12 protein-coding genes are annotated in these 15,271 nt (G+C 62.7%); 8 read left to right on the forward strand and 4 right to left on the reverse strand.

What is annotated here, in order from left to right:
* The 6 genes from nirD to C8K44_RS06705 all read left to right on the forward strand — a co-directional run bounded on the left by nirD (position 1) and on the right by C8K44_RS06705 (position 8,091).
* A complete protein-coding gene (nirD, locus tag C8K44_RS06680) occupies positions 1-330 on the forward strand; it encodes a nitrite reductase small subunit NirD (RefSeq protein ID WP_109575104.1) in 330 nt (109 codons plus the stop codon).
* A gap of 2 nt (positions 331-332) precedes the next feature.
* Positions 333-3,005, forward strand: coding sequence for a nitrate reductase (locus C8K44_RS06685; protein ID WP_109574983.1), 2,673 nt, complete (start codon positions 333-335; stop codon positions 3,003-3,005).
* A gap of 286 nt (positions 3,006-3,291) precedes the next feature.
* Positions 3,292-4,323, forward strand: a complete 1,032-nt coding sequence (locus C8K44_RS06690; protein WP_109574984.1) for an amino acid ABC transporter substrate-binding protein — start codon at positions 3,292-3,294, stop codon at positions 4,321-4,323.
* Positions 4,324-4,434: 111 nt separating this feature from the next.
* Positions 4,435-5,565 carry an ABC transporter permease subunit gene (locus C8K44_RS06695; protein ID WP_245417386.1) on the forward strand — a complete coding sequence of 377 codons (1,131 nt, stop codon included), beginning with the start codon at positions 4,435-4,437 and terminating at the stop codon, positions 5,563-5,565.
* Positions 5,562-6,656 (forward strand): amino acid ABC transporter permease, encoded by a 1,095-nt coding sequence (locus C8K44_RS06700; protein ID WP_109574985.1) that lies wholly within the window; start codon positions 5,562-5,564, stop codon positions 6,654-6,656. Before C8K44_RS06695 ends, C8K44_RS06700 begins: the two co-directional genes overlap by 4 nt.
* Positions 6,649-8,091 (forward strand): amidohydrolase family protein, encoded by a 1,443-nt coding sequence (locus C8K44_RS06705; protein WP_109574986.1) that lies wholly within the window; start codon positions 6,649-6,651, stop codon positions 8,089-8,091. Before C8K44_RS06700 ends, C8K44_RS06705 begins: the two co-directional genes overlap by 8 nt.
* A gap of 20 nt (positions 8,092-8,111) precedes the next feature.
* On the opposite strand, the gene C8K44_RS06710 is transcribed toward C8K44_RS06705, so the two are convergent.
* Entirely contained in the window at positions 8,112-9,590 is a 1,479-nt protein-coding gene (locus tag C8K44_RS06710) for an amidohydrolase family protein (RefSeq protein WP_109574987.1), read from the reverse strand.
* 116 nt (positions 9,591-9,706) lie between these two features.
* Positions 9,707-11,275, reverse strand: coding sequence for an ABC transporter substrate-binding protein (locus tag C8K44_RS06715; protein WP_109575106.1), 1,569 nt, complete (start codon positions 11,273-11,275; stop codon positions 9,707-9,709).
* Positions 11,276-11,467: 192 nt separating this feature from the next.
* Here C8K44_RS06715 and C8K44_RS06720 point away from each other — a divergent pair, with 192 nt between their 5' ends.
* Positions 11,468-12,943: an amidohydrolase family protein gene (locus C8K44_RS06720; protein WP_109574988.1), complete on the forward strand. Its 1,476-nt coding sequence runs from the start codon at positions 11,468-11,470 to the stop codon at positions 12,941-12,943.
* Positions 12,944-13,047: 104 nt separating this feature from the next.
* On the opposite strand, the gene C8K44_RS06725 is transcribed toward C8K44_RS06720, so the two are convergent.
* Both C8K44_RS06725 and C8K44_RS06730 read right to left on the reverse strand, forming a co-directional pair.
* Entirely contained in the window at positions 13,048-13,797 is a 750-nt protein-coding gene (locus tag C8K44_RS06725) for an aspartate/glutamate racemase family protein (protein WP_109574989.1), read from the reverse strand.
* An 11-nt stretch (positions 13,798-13,808) separates the two neighbouring features.
* Positions 13,809-14,444, reverse strand: coding sequence for a flavin reductase family protein (locus tag C8K44_RS06730; protein ID WP_109574990.1), 636 nt, complete (start codon positions 14,442-14,444; stop codon positions 13,809-13,811).
* Positions 14,445-14,579: 135 nt separating this feature from the next.
* Between C8K44_RS06730 and C8K44_RS06735 the strand changes: the two genes are divergently transcribed.
* Positions 14,580-15,257, forward strand: coding sequence for a GntR family transcriptional regulator (locus C8K44_RS06735; protein ID WP_109574991.1), 678 nt, complete (start codon positions 14,580-14,582; stop codon positions 15,255-15,257).
* The last annotated feature ends 14 nt before the right edge of the window (positions 15,258-15,271 follow it).

Consider the following 15,271-nt stretch of genomic DNA (forward strand, 5'->3'; position numbering starts at 1 on the left):
ATGGACTGGATCGCGATTGGAACGATCGCCGACATACCGTTGCGCGGCGCGCGCTGCGTTAACACGCCTGAGGGCAAGATCGGCGTGTTCCGCACCGCCGAGGACCAGATCTTCGCCATCGAGGACCACTGCCCGCACAAGGGCGGGCCGCTGAGCCAGGGCATCGTGCATGGCGCCTCGGTGACCTGTCCGTTGCACAACTGGGTGTTTTCGCTGGAAACCGGCAAGGCACAGGGCGCCGACGAAGGTTCGGTCAGGACCATCCCGCTCAAGGTCGAGGACGGGCGGCTGTTCATCGCGCTTGAGCTTCGTGCATCGAAGGCTGCCTGATCATGACGGATGCACGCGAGGTGAGGACCACCTGTCCCTATTGCGGGGTGGGTTGCGGCGTGCAGGCGCGTGTCGCCGCGGACGGCACGACGTCCGTGCGCGGCGCCCCCGGCCATCCCGCCAATTTGGGCAAGCTCTGTTCCAAGGGCTCCGCGCTTGGCGAAACACTCGGCCTCGACGGGCGCGTGCTCCACCCCGAGATCGGCGGCCGCCGCGCCTCCTGGGGTACAGCGCTCGACCTGGTGGCAGGCCGCTTCTCCGAGACCATCGCCCGGCACGGACCGGATGCGGTTGCCTTCTATGTCTCGGGGCAATTGCTGACCGAGGACTATTACGTCGCCAACAAGCTGATGAAGGGCTTCATCGGCTCGGCCAATATCGACACCAATTCGCGGCTGTGCATGGCCTCGTCGGTCGCCGGCCACAAGCGCGCCTTCGGCGAAGACATCGTGCCCGGCGTCTATGCCGATTTCGAGCAGGCCGACCTTGTCGTGCTGGTCGGTTCCAACACCGCCTGGTGCCATCCGATCCTCTATCAGCGCCTGCTCGCCGCGCGCGCCGAACGCGGAACGAAGATCGTTGTCGTCGATCCGCGCCGCACGGCAACCGCAGCGGAATGCGACCTGCACCTGCAGCTCAGGCCGGGCACCGACGTGGCGCTGTTCAACGGCCTTCTGGCGCATCTTGCGGGCAGCAGCGCCGTCGACCGGGACTATGTGGCCGCCCACACTTCGGGCTTTGATGCGGCGCTCAGCCTCGCTTGCGCCGATGCGCCGACGCCGCGGCGCGTCGCCGAGAACTGCGATCTCGATGCTGCCGACGTGTCGGCCTTCTATGACTGGTTCGCGACCACGGAGCGCACCGTCACCGTCTACAGCCAGGGCGTCAACCAGTCGGCGCATGGCACCGACAAGGTCAACGCCATTCTCAACTGCCATCTCGCGACGGGGCGCATCGGCAGGCCGGGCATGGGGCCGTTTTCGGTCACCGGCCAGCCCAACGCCATGGGCGGCCGGGAGGTCGGCGGTTTGGCCAACCAGCTTGCCGCGCATATGGGCTTCGACGATCCTGCCGCCCCTGAAAGGGTCGGCCGCTTCTGGCGCACGGCTGGTGTCGCCCGCAAGCCAGGCCTCAAGGCGGTCGACATGTTCGAGGCGGCCGGCGACGGCCGCATCAAGGCGCTCTGGGTGATGGGCACCAACCCGGCCGTCAGCATGCCGGATGCCGGCAAGGTGCGCGCTGCCCTGAAGGCCTGCGAATTCGTCGTCGTCTCGGATGTCACGCGCACTGACACCAGCCGTTTCGCCGACGTGCTACTGCCTGCCGCCGCCTGGGGCGAGAAGGACGGCACGGTGACCAATTCCGAGCGCCTGATATCGCGCCAGAAATCGTTCCTGCCGATGCCGGGTGATATCAGGCCCGACTGGTGGATCGTCTCGGAGGTCGCCCGGCGCATGGGCTTTGCTGAGGCTTTCAACCATCCGGGACCGGCGGCGATCTTTCGCGAGCATGCGGCACTGTCCGCCTTCGAGAACGGCGGCGAACGGCTGTTCGACATTGGGGGTCTCGCCGATATCGAGGACGGCGCCTACGATGCGCTTGCGCCGCTGCACTGGCCTTTTTCCGCCGGTGCCTCAGCCGGGACCCAACGGTTGCTTGGCGATGGCCGCTTTCCCACCGCAGATGGCCGCGCCCGTTTCGTGGCCGTGCGCCAGGAAGGTGCGGCGCTGCCAGTCGATGCCGCTTTTCCTGTTGTTCTCAACACCGGCCGGCTGCGCGACCAGTGGCACACCATGACCCGCACTGGGCGAGTGCCGCGACTGATGGCCAATGCGCCGGAGCCGGCGATCGAACTCAACGCTGCCGACGCTGCCGCGCTGGGGATAGCCGACGGCGATCTCGTCCGCATCGAAAGCCGCTATGGCGGCGGCCGGGCCAAGGCGGCTGTCAGTGCCGGCCAGCGGCGGGGCGAGGCCTTTCTGCCGATGCATTGGAGCGGGCGCTTTGCCGCCAATGCAGCCGCCGGGTCATTGTCGGCGCCGATCACTGATCCTTTTTCCGGCCAACCGGAACTCAAGCACGTGCCAGTGCGGATCTCGCGCGAGCCGGTCGCATGGGCCGGCGTACTGATGACCCGCCGCGACATCAGGCCGACGGGCTTCGTTCATTGGAGCCGTGCGGCGGTGGCAGGCGGCTGGGTCTACGAATTGTCCGGCACCGAACCGCCCGAACAGGGCATCCTGCTCGCCCGCCGGCTGGTCGACGTGGTGCCGGCCGACCAACTGCTCGAATACACCGACCGGCGGAGCTCGACCTTCCGTGCCGCTGCAACTGACGGCGAGGGCAGGCTCAGCGAGGCGCTGCTGGTCGCACCGCACCGCCATCTGCCCGAACGCGATTGGCTGTTGTCGCTGCTCGCCTCAGTCGAACCGCTGTCGCCGCTCGACCGCCGCGCGCTGCTGTCGGGGCGGGCGCCGGTGCCTGTGCCGTTTGTCGGCCGCATCGTCTGCTCCTGCTTCAATATCGGGGTGAACCAACTCTCACAGGCCGTCGCTGGCGGCTGCGTTAGTGTCGAACAGATTGGCGAACGCCTGCGCGCGGGGACCAACTGTGGCGCTTGCCGCGCCGAGATCAGGACATTTCTAGATGCAGCCCGTCTCGCCGCAGCCGAGTGAAAACGCCAGGCCGCGCGCTCAACGTTGTTCATGTTTTCCTCGATCAATTGTGTCAGGTCGATCATGCCTACCCGGCACAAAAAACCTCTCAAGAAGAATCCAAGCCGTCGCCACCCGGGGAAACTCCTCCGCACCGGAGCGATCCTTCCGGTCCAGCCGCATGCAGATTGAGCACAATTATTGTCGATTATTCTATTGAAGAATTGTCGGCAATTTGATTGGATCAAGCTGTTGTAGAGGGAGCGGTCGGCGGTGCACCCGCTGGAACCGTAATGGGAGGATAAAAATGGTAACGTTCCGTAGGGCATGCCGCATGGCCGCGGCTGCCGCCTTGCTACTGGGCTCTTCCGCCGTAGCGGCGCAGGCAGCGTCCACATTGGAGACGGTCAAGGCGCGCGGCAAACTGATTTGCGGCGTTTCGATGGGCACGACCGGCTTCGCCCTTGCCGACGCGCAGGGCAAGTTCGCCGGTTTCGACGTAGACGTCTGCCGCGCCATCGCGACGGCCGTGTTCGGCGACCCGAACAAGGTCGACTTCGTGATGACCAACATCAACACGCGTTTCCAGGTGCTGCAGTCGGGCGAGATCGACGTTCTGTCGCGCCAGACGACCATGACCTACTCGCGCGAAGCCTCGCTCGGTATCGATTTCGGCCCCACCGTATTTTATGACGGCCAAGGCCTGATGGTCGCCAAGAGCCTCGGCATCAACAGCGCCAAGGAACTCGACGGTGCGGCCGTCTGCACCTTGCCCGGCACGACGACGGCCCAGAACCTCGCCGACTTCTTCCGCGCCACCGGCAAGAAGTTCGAGCTGGTGGTGTTCGAGAACCCCGACGAGAACAACAACGCCTTCTTCTCCGGCCGCTGCGACGCGGTCTCGTCTGACCGTTCGGACCTCGCCTCCATTCGCGCCGCCTCCAAGAGCCCCGGCGACTACGTGATCCTGCCAGAAACCATCTCCAAGGAACCGCTGGCGCCTGCCGTACGCCAAAACGATTCTAACTGGCGCGACATCGTCTCGTGGTCGGCGTGGATGTTGATGGCCGCCGAGGAAAAGGGCATCACCCAGGCAAACGTCGACGAGCAGCTCAAGAGCCAGGATCCTGAGATCCAGCGCATGCTCGGCGTCACTGACGAGCTTGGCCCGATGCTCGGCCTGGACAAGAACTGGGGCTACAACATCATCAAGCAGGTCGGCAATTATGCCGAGGTCTTCGACCGCAATCTCGGTGAAAAGACGGCGCTCGGCCTGAGCCGTGGCCCCAACAGCCTTTGGAACACCGGCGGCCTGCTCTACCCGCCGCCCGTCCGCTAAGGTGCCAAGAGAATACGGCGCGTGTCGGCCCGACATGCGCCGTTGTCTTTTCATCAGACCTCCATGAGGACCGACGGCGTGTCGCCCATTGTTCTGTTACGAAATCGGCGCGTGCGCGAACTTGCCTATCAAGTTCTGTGCGTTGCGGCGGTCGTCGGCTGCGGCTGGTATCTGCTCAACAACGCGCTCGCCAATCTGGCAAAGCAAGACATCGCCACCGGCTTTGATTACCTCGGACGCGAGGCGGCTTTCATCATCAGCGAAACGCCGATCGCCTATGAACCCTCGGACAGCTATGGCCGGGCATTGCTCGTCGGCTTGCTCAACACGGTCAAGGTCGCTGTACTTGCGATCGTGTTCAGCACCATCATCGGCACGATCGTCGGCATCGCCCGCCTGTCTTCCAACCCGCTTCTGTCGCGGCTGATGCTTGCCTATGTCGAAGCGCTGCGCAACGTCCCGCTGCTGCTTTACCTTTTCCTGTGGTACTCGGCCATCATCTTCACACTGCCACCGGTCAAGCAGGCCATCACGTTGCTGCCGGGCGTTTATGTATCAAATAGCGGCCTGGTCGTGCCCGCTTTCGTCTGGAACTCCGGCTTCTGGGCAGTCGCGACCGCCGCCATCATCGGCATCGCAGCCGCGATCTTATGGCAGCGATGGGCGGGTCGCCGGCGTATTCTGACAGGCAAGATAGTGCCTGGCTGGCCGGTTGCCACAGCCCTGTTCGTGCTGCCTGTTGCGGCAGCCGTCCTGTTTTTCGACGTCAGCGGCGAGGTCGACTGGCCCGTGCTGGGCAAGTTCCGCCTGACCGGCGGCGCCCATCTCAAACCGGAGTTCGTGGCGCTGCTGCTCGGCCTGACGCTTGGCGCATCAGCGACCGTGGCAGAGATCGTGCGCAGCGGTATCCTGGCAATCCGCAAGGGTCAGCGCGAAGCAGCCAAGGCGCTTGGCATGTCGGACCGGCAGACGATGCGGCTGGTCATCTTGCCCCAGGCGCTCAGGGTCATCGTGCCGCCGCTGACCAATGTCTATGTGACGACCTTCAAGAACAGCTCGCTGGCAATCGCGATCGGTTATCCCGACCTGGTGATGGTCTCCAATACGATCATGAACCAGACAGGCCAGGCGATCGAGCCTATCGCCCTGTTCATGTTCGTCTATTTGCTGCTTTCGCTCGCAACCTCGGCGTTGATGAACTGGTACAACGGGCATGTCGCCCTGAAGGGGCGTCAGCCGTGAGCGACCAATCGACAACGATGGCCGAAGGCCGCTCGGCGCCGCGACGGCCCGCCCGCCGCAACGAAACCTTCAAGGCTTATTTCGGCACTCCCGGCAACACGGTGGTAACGCTGATCTGCCTTGTCCTGCTCGGGCTCGCCGCCAAGGCGGCGGCTTCCTGGCTGCTGATCAATGCGGTGTTCGACGGAGCGCCCGAAGATTGCAAGGCAGCGTCGGGTGCCTGCTGGCCCTATGTCGCCGCCAAGCTGCGCTACATGCTGTTCGGCATATACCCCTTTGACGAGCAATGGCGGCCGCTGTCGGCAACCTTGTTGTTCATCGCAGCCATGGCCGTTTCAGGCATTCCACGCCTGTGGGGGCGATCCCTGATCGTCGCCTGGGCGGTGTTGCTGCCTGTCCTGTTCCTGCTGATGGCCGGTGGTGCGTTCGGATTGACCGAGGTTGCCACCTCGCAATGGGGCGGCCTGCCGCTGTCTTTCATGTTGACCTTCATCGGTCTCGTCTGCGCGCTGCCGCTGGGCATCCTGCTTGCGTTGGCGCGGCTGTCGAAACTGCCGGCCATCCGCATTCTTGCGGTCACCTTCATTGAACTGGTGCGCGGCGTTCCGCTCATCAGCATCCTGTTCATGGCATCGGTGATGTTGCCGCTGTTCATGCCCGAAGGGGTGACCATCGACAAACTTCTGAGGGCACAGGTTGCCATCATCCTGTTTGCAGCGGCCTACATAGCCGAAATCGTGCGTGCGGGTCTGCAGGCCCTGCCTGCCGGACAGACCGAGGCTGCCAAGGCGCTGGGGCTGCACTACTGGCAATGCACCTTCCTCATCACCGTCCCGCAGGCGCTGAAAACAGTCATCCCACCATTGGTGTCGCTGTTCATCGGCTTTTTCCAGGACACGACGCTGGTCACGATCGTTGGCCTGCTGGACTTTCTGAACACCGTCCGCACGGCACTTCGCGATCCAAACTGGCAAGGCATCGCGGTGCTCGAAGGTTATGTATTCGCAGCCGTCGTCTACTTCGTGTTCAGCGCGCTCATGGGCGCGTACAGCCGCTTTCTCGAGAAACGATTCAGGGTAGGTCATGACTGAAATCACGGTCATTCGCGACGTCGAAACCATTGTTGCCTATGACCCGGATGGCGACCGACAGGTCTACCTGCACGGAGGTGATGTCGCCTTCGACGAGACCGGGCTGATCTGTGTTGGCACACGCTTTGAAGGGCAGGCAACGACCGAGCTGTCGGGCAAGGCGCGCATGGTGATGCCCGGCCTGATCGACATCCACTGCCACTCGCATGACGAACCGATGGCCAAGAGCATCTTCGAGGATGTTGGCACCGCCGCCCTCTGGGGCCAGGCCATGTATGAATATTCAGGCGTGATCGACGGCGGCGAGGATGCCCGCGCCGCTTGCCTCACCGTCATGCTGGGCGACCTGATGCGATCTGGCGCTACCACCATCCTCGACATTGCCGGCGCCAACGATATCTGGCTCGACATCGCCGCCCAAAGCGGTGCGCGGGCCTATCTCGCGCCCGGCTTCCGCCAGGCCGACTGGGTGGTCAGTGACAGCCACCGGCTCGATTTCGAATGGAACGACAAGGCAGGCCGCGATGCCTTTGCGCGTGCACTGGACTTCGCCGAGCGGGCGAGGGCGCATCCGAGCGGACGGCTTGACGGCGTCATCTCGCCATCACAGGTCGAGACCTGCCGGCCCGACCTTCTGGTCGATGCGGCCGAAGAGGCGCGCAACCGCAGCATGCTGATCACGGTCCACACCGCCCAGACCATGGCCGAGCATGAAGAGCTTCTGCGCCGCACCGGGCTGACGGGCGTGCAATATCTCGAGCAACTCGGGGTGCTCGGACCCGACGTCATACTGGGCCATTGCATCTTCGCCGACCACCACTCCTGGACCAGGCAACGAACGCGCAACGACCTCGTCACGCTCGCCGACCGCGGCACGACCGTTGCCCACTGCCCCGTTACCTTCGCGCGCAGCGGCATGGCGCTCGAAACCCTTGGCGCATACCGCCGCGCCGGCGTGAATGTCGCCATCGGCACCGACAGCTATCCGTTCAACATGCTCGAGGAGATGCGCCAGGCGCTGATCTGCTCGCGGCTTGGCGGCAAGAGCGTCTTTGACATCAACACCGCCGACATTTTTGACGCCGCCACCCTTGCCGGCGCGAAGGCGCTCGGCCGCGACGATATCGGCAGGCTGAGCGTTGGCGCCAAGGCCGACCTTTTGGTGATCGATCTCGACGCACCGACGATGCGCCCCGTCTACGACCCGCTGCGAAGCCTGCTTCATTGCGCCGCTGAGCGTGCCGTCGAGAGGGTCTATGTCGATGGACGGTTGACGGTGAATCAGGGCAAGCCGACGCAACTGGACTACGACGGGGCGGTGCGCGAAATGCAGGCCCTTCAAGACTGGGCCTGTTCTCGCGCCGGCACCTACGACCCACGAGGCCGCAACATCGACGAGTTGGCTCCGAAGTCGTTGCCGGTGCTCGAAAGGTGAGCGCCGTTCCGAGCTAGCCTTCAGGGCAGGATGGGATAGCTCGGAGCAAAAATCGCGGACACCGGCGGGTGCTGCCAGCTTCTATCTGGGTATTTGGCGATCAGCCCCTCGAACTGCCGCTGCGCTTGCTCGCGCGCGGCCCGGATGTCAAAGCCGGCTAGATTCCCGTCGAGCATCGACAGTCGCCCGTCGACGAACACCGCTTGCGTGACCTTGCCCGATCCGCCAAGCACCAGCGTGGTGATCGGATCGACTGTCGGCGTCATGTAAGGATCGTCCAGGCGAAACACTGCGACATCCGCCCTGGCTCCGGCTGCCAGACGCCCGATGTCGGAGCGACCCAGCGCCTTGGCTCCGCCCAGCGTCGCCGCGTCGAAGAAGTCTTTGCTCAGCGCCGCGTCCGAAGCCTTTTCGCTGATGCGACAGGCGACAAGCCCCATGAGCAGGTTCATCAGCATGTCGGGCGGTGACGTATCGGTCGCCATGCCGATGTTGATGCCTAGCTTCCTGCAGGAGGCGAAGGAGTTCAGCGTGCTGCCCATGCGCGCCGACACCAAGGGCGAATGCGCAATCGAGACGCCGGCGGCGGCATAGTGCTTCAAGTCTTCTGCCGAAGCATGGGTGCCGTGCGGCGTGATCAGCCGCTCGCTCAGCAGGCCGTGATCGGCCATCCAACGCGGGCCGGAAACGCCGTGAAGCTTGTGCATCGTGTCAAGCTCGAGCTTGCCCTGGGCCATGTGCAGTCGCACCCGGCAGTCGAGGTCGCGCGCCGCATTCATCGTCCGCTGCAACACGTTGAGCGTGCAGGTCTCTACCCGGTCGGGTGCGAGCATGCCATTGACCAACCCGCCATGGCGGCCGTGCTGGCGTTCGATGAAGGCGATCGCGTCATCGAGCCCCGCGAGACCCCTTGCCTCATCAAAGTCGGGCACTATCTTGCCAGGCGCCTCCAGGACCATGCCGCCCGAGCGATAGGCCGGGCTGAGGAAGACACGCAGGCCGAGCTCACCGGCGGCATCTGCCGCCGCGTCGAACTCGGCGACCGTCTCGCCCCATTCACGGTAATAGAGCGAAGCGATGGGAGCCGCAGTGCTGACCCCATTCAGCAACGACAAGCCGAAGGCGAACTTCTTCTGGAAGGCTAGCTCTTCGGGGGAGTACATCTCATAGGGGCCGCGCTCGACATAGGAACGCGGCCAGATCCGGCCCTTGGCCCATCCGGGCTGGTTGTCGGTGACCAGCACATAGGTGTCGATGTCAGAGAGCGCGTCGAGGTCGACGAGGCCCGGGCTGATCAACGCGTTGCCGAAGTCGATGCGCCGGGCAACCTCACCGTCAAAGTGGCGTCCTGCAAAGATGATTTCGCCAGCCTGGATCACCAGTTCGCCGCGCGGCACCAGGCAGTGCCCCTCACCGTGATAGGCAAGCAGCCAGTCGGCGGTCATCAAGGTGCGGCCAGCCGGCCGTTGGCCGAGGGTCAGCTCTTCGGGACGTGTCATGACAGCTCATTCCATTCTGAAATCACCGCGACTGGCCGGAAGCCGACACGGTCAAAGAAAGGGCGCTTCACCGGATGATGAAGCGCCCAGGTCTTGGGAGATGCTATTGGCCGGGCTTAGTCGCCGGCCATCTGCGTCAGCCAGTGGCGCGGCTTGTTGTCGGAGCGGAAGTCGACGCTCTTGACCGTGCCCTGCATTGCCCAGGCAATCGGCTGCTGGTGCAGCGGGATCAGGATCGTGTCGTCCTTGGCGATCTTGAGGGCCGCTTCTTCGAGCTGCAGGCGCTTGGCGCTGTCAGGCTCCAGCACCGACTGGGCAACCAGCTTGTCCAACTCCGGATACGACCATCCGCCGTAGTTCGACACACCCACCTTGTCGTTCTTGGTGGAGAGCACCTGGGCCAGGATCGAATAGGCGTCGAGCGTAGGCTCGTTGGCCCAGCTCAGGTTGAACATGTCGGCCTTGCCCTGCGTGCGCTTGGGCGACTGGACGGCGCGCGGCGCAATGTCGATCGAGACGTCGAAGCCGGCGCGCTTCAGCATGTTGGCGATGCCGGCGCAGAAGTCCTCCTCGTTGATGCTCTCGTCGTTGGAGCACATATAGGTGAACTTCAGCCCTTCCTGGCCAGCCTCGGCGAGCAGCTTCTTGGCGCGTTCCGGATCGGCCTTGCCGTAGGTGTCGAGCGACTTGGCGTAGCCGGCGATCTCAGGAGCGATCAGCGAGCCGGACGGACGGGCCAGCCCGCGCATCACCTTGGCGTTGATCAGGTCACGGTCGATCGCAGCTTCCACCGCTTCACGAACACGCACGTCGTTGAACGGATTGGCGCGGCCGTCTTCCAGCTTTTCCTTGCGGTTGAAGCCCAGGAAGACCGTGCGGAACTCCTGCTTTTTCATGACCGACAGGCCCGGCGAACTTTCGAGGCGGGGCAGGTCCTGGATCGGAGCGGAATCGACCAGATCGACTTCACCCGACAAGAGCGCCGCGACACGCGTCGCAGCCGAGGCGATCGGCATGTACTCGATGCGGTCGAGATTGTGCTTCTTTTCATCCCACCAGGCGTCGTTGACCAGCAGCACGGTCTTGCTGTCGGCCACGCGGCTCTCCAGCTTGAAGGGGCCAGTGCCGTTAGTGTTGTGGGTCGCATAGCCCTCGGTCTTGGTGTCGACGGCGGTCGGCTTTTCGGTGTTGTTGTCCTTCAGCCACTTGGCGCTGAACATGAAGATGTTGGTCATGTCATTGAGGAACAGCGATGTTGGCGCCGAGACCTCGACGTCGACGGTGTAGTCGTCGACCTTCTTGCTGCTGACGTAGAGCGGGATGTTGCCGCGCAGCGGCGAATCCGGGTCGGTGACGCGGTTGAGCGAGGCGATCACGTCGTCGGCAGTGAAGTCCGCGCCGTTGTGGAACTTGACGCCCTGCCGCAGGGTGAAGCGCCAGACCTTGTTGTCGATCAACTCCCACTTGGTCGCCAGAGCCGGCTCGACCTTGAAGTTCGCGTCGTAGCGGACCAGACCCTCATAGATGTGGTTGAGGAACGACAGGTTGAACGTCGATGCGATCGAGTCCGGATCGAGCGAATAGATGTCGGCCCGACCACCCCAACGCAGGGTTTCGGCACTGGCCGGAGCGGCGATGGCGATGGCGGCGACGGCACCGAGAATGAGTTTCTTAAAGCGAGACATTTTACCTCCCAGGATCATGCTTCCTGCCCGTACCATCGTAACGAATGCAAAGATTGTCAACAATATTGTTGACGTAAATTGCCGATATCGGTAGCAAAATTACCTGGCGGCATCCCTTTGGCGGCGCTCGACGCAATCGCCATGAAACGGCCGCGCAAAGCCTAACAGCTTGACTGTATTGGAGGAAAAGACTTGACCGACATGCTTTTGGTGCACGCAACGATCGTCACCGTCGATCCTGAAAGACGCATCATAGAAGACGGCGCAATTGCGATATCGGGCGACAGGATTGTCGACATTGGATCGAGCGGCGATCTCCAGGCGAGGCACCAAGGCAAGAAGGTCTTGGATTGTCGCGGCAAGCTCGTCATTCCCGGGTTGATCGACGCACACGGTCATGCCGGGCACGTGCTTATCCGCAGCATCGCCGCGGATACCAACTCGATGTGGATGAAGATCGTCACCCCCACCTACCATCACTATACGACCCGCGACTACTGGTATGCGGACGGACTCGTTTCGGGTCTCGAGCGCCTGCGCGCAGGCGTCACCACCGGCGTCAGCATCATCTCGTCGATGCCGAGAAGCGACGATCCGGTCTTTGCCAGCAATCACGCCAAGGCCTATGGCGAGATCGGCTTGAGGGAAATCATCTGCGTCGGACCCGCCGGGCTGCCATGGCCCCATGCGGTGACACGGTGGGAAACCGGAAGCCCGGTACGGCGGCACGTTTCGTTCGAAGAAATGATCGAGGGTGCCGAGGCGACGATCCAGGAACTGGACGGCAGCGCCGATGGCCGTATCAAGGTATTCATCACGCCCTTCACCATCGTGCCATCGCTAGACCCGTCCAACATGTCATCGCCCGATCAGGCGGTTAAGCTCACCGACAATGATCGCATGCAGGCCCGCAGGGTCCGCGAAACGGCGCGCAAATGGGGCGTGCGCATCCACTCCGATGCCTTTGCCGGGCAGATCCGCATGGCTTTCCAGGACAAGGAAAATGCGATCCTTGGCCCGGACGTGCACCTGCAGCATTGCTGGGGCATTTCACACCAGGAAATCGACATCCTGGCCGAGACCGGCACCTTCGTCACCCATGCCCCTCCCGGTCGTTCCACGCCCATTCTCAACATGATCGCCAGGGGCGTTCCGGTGGCAATCACCACCGACGGGGTGTCGCCAAGCCGCCATTTCGACATGTTCCAGACGGCGCGCCTGGCGCAGTACACCCAGCATCTGCTGGCAAATCACGACCGTTACCTGCTGCCTCCCGGCAAGCTTTTCGAGATGATCACTATCGATGCAGCCAAGGCGCTCGGCATGGCGCATGAGATCGGTTCGCTGGAAGTTGGCAAGAAGGCGGACATCGCCATCATCAACATGCGCCAGCCGCACCTGACGCCAAACTGGATGGTGATCCACCGGCTCGCGCATCAGGTGCTCGGCAGCGATGTAGAGACCGTCATCGTCGATGGCAAGATTTTGATGGAGGGCGGCAAGGTGCTGACTGCTGACGTCGAGCAGGCGCTCGATTTCGGCGAGCGCGAGGCCCAGGCTCTGGTCGAACGGGCGGGCCTTCAAGCACATATGCACAACCCGGGATGGGGGCAGCTCTACCGTACTTTCGAGGAGCCCGTAGTTCCGCCGGCGCCTCCAGCAGTCTGACCCTTCGGAAAACAATCCGTCCGCCGAAGATAATCCTTCGGCGGACCTTTTTTTGGCCGAGACTGGTGCGAAAAGGCGGACCCACCACAGATGGGCCGCAGTTCTCAGCCGTTCATTGCCAGACGCTGTGGCGCAAGGCTGCCAGCATTACCCGCTTGTTTCTGGCGGGGATAATTGTAGGCGTTGACCTTGGAGGTGGAGTAGCCAGCGCCGACGAGGGCCTCGGCGATCTTGAGCGCGGCCGTTACGCCATCGATCACAGGAACGCCGGTCGCTTGGGCGAGCCGCTCGCACAGGCTCGACATTCCAGCGCAGCCCAGGATGATGGCTTCCGCGCGATCTTCGATCTTGGAGCGTTCGATCACGTCGATCAGCAGCCGTTCGGCGGTTTCGGGATCCTCCTCAAGGCCGAGCACCGGCAGGTCGATCGCATGAACGGCGCGGCAATGATGTCCGGCACCATAGGCCTGGACGATGTCTTCGATGATCGGAACCGATCGCGGCAACGTGGTAACGACCGAAAAGCGGCGGCTGATCGTCATCGCAACCTGGACTGCGGCCTGGCAGATTCCGATGACTGGCCCTTTGGCCATCTCGCGCGCCGCATGCAGTCCTGGGTCATCGAAGCAGGCAATCACATAGGCATCGACGCCCAGCTCTTCGCCCTTCTTTATCTCGGACAACATGTCCGGAACCGCCACCGCCTCGTCTACACTGCCTTCGATGCTGACAGGCGACCTCGTCGGATTCACTGCGCTAACATGCGTTCCCGCACTGGCCACGCGGAGCGCGCTCTCCAGCACCTGATTGGTCATGGAAACAGTCGAATTTGGATTGATCAGACGAATATGCACGTTGGTTAATCCTATTCGCCGCTCTCGCTGGCCTTCAAGACGTCCGCGATCGCAGGTGCCTTGAGCACGAACTGGCGATCGGATGTGATGTAATTGTCCGCATGCAGCCGCGCGATCGGCTGGTAGACTTCCGGATTGACGTAGCGTCCAGCCTCATCGAGGCAGTCTCGGCGGACATGCATGTGGACGACTTCTCCGAGCACGAGCACACGGCGTGGGAACTCGATCAGCCGCTCGACCCGGCACTCAAAGGAGCAAGGCGCGCTGGTGATGTAGTCGACATCGATCTGGGTGCCCTTGGCTGTCGGCAGCCCGGCCATTTCGAGTTCATCGACGCCGCTGTCGAAGCCAAGTCCGCAGACAAGCATCTGCTGTGACAGCGCCATGTCGACCATCGCAACCGTAAACTCTCCGGTACGTCTGATGTTTGCGACCGTGTCTTTTTCCTCCCCCGACAGGCGAGGCTGGATGCCAAGCACCACGATGGGCGGCTCGTGCGAAAAGACGTTGAAGAAACTCATTGGCGCGGCATTGCTGCGCCCGCTGGGCGAGCGGGTGGTAACGAGTGCGATCGGCCGCGGACCAATGAAATTGGTAAGCAGGCGATAGCGGCTGTCCATCTCCAGCTTTGTAAAATCGAACTCCATTCGGCCTCTCAGTCCTGCTTCATTGGTACACAATTTGATAGATAATTGTCAGCAATGAGCGATTCAGGTAATCTCTGTACATGTTGACTTTTTGTTGCGCATGTCGAATGTCGGCCTTGGTGGGGGCATAGTTTCATGACCGAGCAAGCAAGCGTTTCGACCCAGCAGATTGTCGAAAAAGTATGGCTTTCGATTGCTGAACGACGACTGCGTCCTGGCGTCCAGCTGAAGGAGGGTCAACTGGCGGCGATTTTCGACGTCAGCCGGGCTCGAATCCGCCAGGCACTCACCGCGCTGGAACGCGAAGGGCTGGTAACCATCATCCCAAATCGTGGCGCTTTTGTCTGCCATCCCTCTGTTGACGAGGCCAGGGACGTATTCGCCGTGCGACGCTCCGTCGAAGCCTGCGTCGTCGAACGGATCGGCACCTCGATCACCAAGGCCGACGTTACGCGGCTGCGCAACCACGTCGCCCAGGAACGCATCGCCAGCGCCAAGGACATCACCACCGACATCATCAAGCTGTCGGGTGGCTTTCATCTTCTGCTGGCCGAGATCTCCGGCTCCGATTTCTTGTTTGGGATGATGCGCGACCTGATTTCGCGCACCTCGCTGATTACCGCCGTCTACCGCAACACGGCCCGCTTCAACTGCGGCCCTGACGAGCACGACGAAATCGTCGAGGAGATTGCCAAGGGCAATTTCAAGAGAGCGGCAGCACTGATGGAACATCATCTCGAGCACGTCGAAACGGAGCTCGACCTGAGGGAAGTGCGCGACATCTCCCACGACTTGCGGGCCGCACTGGCGTAGTTCAGCCCGCAGCG

The sequence above is a fragment of the Aminobacter sp. AP02 genome (assembly GCF_003148805.1).
In the GTDB taxonomy this organism is placed as follows: Bacteria; Pseudomonadota; Alphaproteobacteria; order Rhizobiales; family Rhizobiaceae; genus Aminobacter.

Coding starts and splice junctions, on each gene's coding strand:
- nirD (WP_109575104.1), top strand. CDS start 1: ATGGACTGGATCGCGATTGGAACGATCGCCGACATACCGTTGCGCGGC.
- C8K44_RS06685 (WP_109574983.1), top strand. CDS start 333: ATGACGGATGCACGCGAGGTGAGGACCACCTGTCCCTATTGCGGGGTG.
- C8K44_RS06690 (WP_109574984.1), top strand. CDS start 3,292: ATGGTAACGTTCCGTAGGGCATGCCGCATGGCCGCGGCTGCCGCCTTG.
- C8K44_RS06705 (WP_109574986.1), top strand. CDS start 6,649: ATGACTGAAATCACGGTCATTCGCGACGTCGAAACCATTGTTGCCTAT.
- C8K44_RS06710 (WP_109574987.1), bottom strand. CDS start 9,590: ATGACACGTCCCGAAGAGCTGACCCTCGGCCAACGGCCGGCTGGCCGC.
- C8K44_RS06715 (WP_109575106.1), bottom strand. CDS start 11,275: ATGTCTCGCTTTAAGAAACTCATTCTCGGTGCCGTCGCCGCCATCGCC.
- C8K44_RS06730 (WP_109574990.1), bottom strand. CDS start 14,444: ATGGAGTTCGATTTTACAAAGCTGGAGATGGACAGCCGCTATCGCCTG.
- C8K44_RS06735 (WP_109574991.1), top strand. CDS start 14,580: ATGACCGAGCAAGCAAGCGTTTCGACCCAGCAGATTGTCGAAAAAGTA.